Source organism: Microcoleus sp. K4-B3 (genome assembly GCF_036704615.1).
Classification (GTDB): Bacteria; Cyanobacteriota; Cyanobacteriia; order Cyanobacteriales; family Microcoleaceae; genus Microcoleus.
The window spans coordinates 1-2,122 of record NZ_JAUBSF010000201.1; the positions used below are offsets into that span (position 1 = coordinate 1).

The window sequence follows — 2,122 nt, forward strand, 5'->3', positions numbered from 1 at the left end:
CAAGCTTTTCACGACTCGACCATTGCCGTTCAAGATTCACAAAAATGCCTGAATAAGGAACACCTTGACAGGGCTAGGATGAGAGGGCTAACCTCAACACCATTGAAAACACAGGTAAGGGTGTGGATAGTGGCGGCAAGCTTGCCGACCTTCTCAGGCGTTTTGCCAATCATGGCGCGCATACCTTGCTTGCTTTCCTCGACCCGCCGTTCTTCTTGAGCGTTGTAGAAGGCTGTAAACAGTCGCTTGGCTTCTGAGTTGAGCTCGAATTTCATTGCAGGCAGCTCGTCTATTTTTGTGTAAAGCGCTGCAAGCATCGGCGTGATGTCAAAGCTTCCGCTGTCTTCCTCAGATAACTTGGAAGTGGCCACGGGTTGAAAAACAAAGTCAAAGCGGGCAAACTTTCCGTTTGAATCACTGCAATCCTTTAGTAGTTCTGCCAGTACGTCGGGTTGAATTGTTCCAAAAATTGTGAGTAACAGCCCTTCTAAGTCTGCTTTGACTCCAGAGGCTCGCAGGACTGTACTGCCTGTACCGTTCCAAAACTCAAGCAAGTCTTCATCGTCACTGCCTTTACCCCCCCGATACTGGTTAGCAGATTTGAATAAGCCCGCAAGCTCATCGCATCGGTACATCAGGGCTTGGTCGGGGAACTCTGCGACTTGGTATAAAATACCTTCGCCTGTGGACTTATACCAATTTCCTAAATATTTGCTACAGATAACCCCTTTAATATGAATGGATATCCAGTCAAAGAATCAATCACTTCGTTAGTCAGCTTTTTTAACTCTTTTTGCAGAGCCTCTCTCAATTCTTCTATGCCATCAAATCTCAACCATTTCAATTGTTCCTTGATATACCCCCACAGCCTTTCTATCGGATTTACTTCCGGACTATAGGCCGGCTGAAATAGTAAAATCACGTTTTCTGGTATATTTAGATTCAATGAACTATGAAATCCTCCATTGTCTAGTTGGATGATATGCAAATCAAGAGGATAAGCAGCGGCAAATAGCTCTAAAAACTTCTCAAAACACACGGCTCGTCTAGATGCGTAAATTCATAAAAGAATCCCGCTCCTGTTTGAGGCTCTACTACGACCTATGACCACAGATATATAAAGTCCCATAGCACTTGGACGTGAGGCTTAATTCCTTTGCCAGTTAATTTCCTTCTTTGAATTGTATGTAGCCCCATTCGACTTTCGTCTTGACTCCAATAGCGAATTTTATGCCACTGCTTTAAAAAGCTCTCACTTTGACTCAGGCTGGCTTTTATCAACGATGGTAGTTTTTTTTAAATTCTTCTACTGCACCTTTTTTCTGTTTTTCGCTCACGGGACGTGGCACTTTTAATTTCCCTTTGAGCCGATATCTCGCCCACTGATGTACTGTCCGATATGCCACTTTTACTTCACAGCAGCTTGTCAACCATTGATGTACTTCTTTGTAGCTACTGAATCCTTCTGGCTCTTGCAATTGGTTTGATAATCTCTCTATTGTTTCTGGATTCATTACTCTTGGTCTTCCCGAACGCGGTTTCTGAAATAATAATTCTTCTATTCCCCCCGCAAGGGTAGCTAGACAACCATCTTTGTATTGTGGTACGATGTTTTCCCGCGCCGCACAGCAGCCGATAATACGGTTTCTACAGTTTGGGTCTTGAGCCAATACAGGACTTGGAGTTTTTCGTGGCGAGTCGCCTCTTTCTCTTTCCTCAGAAGAGCTTTTAGTTCTTCTTCTGTTTCCCTAATTTCAATTTTGACCCACGACTGACATTTTTCTTCCTTATATTTGGGTACTAATTCACCAAAGGTACACCTACTAACTGTAGCACTATTTTAGGAAATTGGTATAAGCTGTCAAACTCAAGCAAGTACGCATTCAGGGAATGAAGAAAAATTTCATGAGAACGAACACGCAGAAGGATGTCCGTGCTCTGATTTACAAGCGAAAGTATTTGCTTGAAACCCACATTCCGCAGATATTCAAGCAGAGGTAAAGGAAGATAGATTCGGCAACAATAAACTCCCAAACGATTGCACGGCAATCGTTTGGGAGTTTTTAGTGTATAATAGATTTCTGCTGTAAAGCAACTCTAAAAATCATGAACCAGCCATTAT

Annotated in this window: 3 protein-coding genes; all 3 read right to left on the minus strand. The window is 43.0% G+C overall.

The annotated features are described in order from the left end of the window. Window positions 1–29: 29 nt before the first annotated feature. Entirely contained in the window at window positions 30–746 is a 717-nt protein-coding gene (locus tag QUA78_RS32320; RefSeq protein WP_333399253.1) for a DUF3987 domain-containing protein, read from the minus strand. Next, window positions 704–1,039: a transposase gene (locus tag QUA78_RS32325; RefSeq protein WP_333307319.1), complete on the minus strand. Its 336-nt coding sequence runs from the start codon at window positions 1,037–1,039 to the stop codon at window positions 704–706. Before QUA78_RS32325 ends, QUA78_RS32320 begins: the two co-directional genes overlap by 43 nt. 238 nt (window positions 1,040–1,277) lie before the next feature. Beyond that, a complete protein-coding gene (locus QUA78_RS32330) occupies window positions 1,278–1,670 on the minus strand; it encodes a helix-turn-helix domain-containing protein (protein WP_333307316.1) in 393 nt (130 codons plus the stop codon). Between the last annotated feature and the right edge of the window lie 452 nt (window positions 1,671–2,122).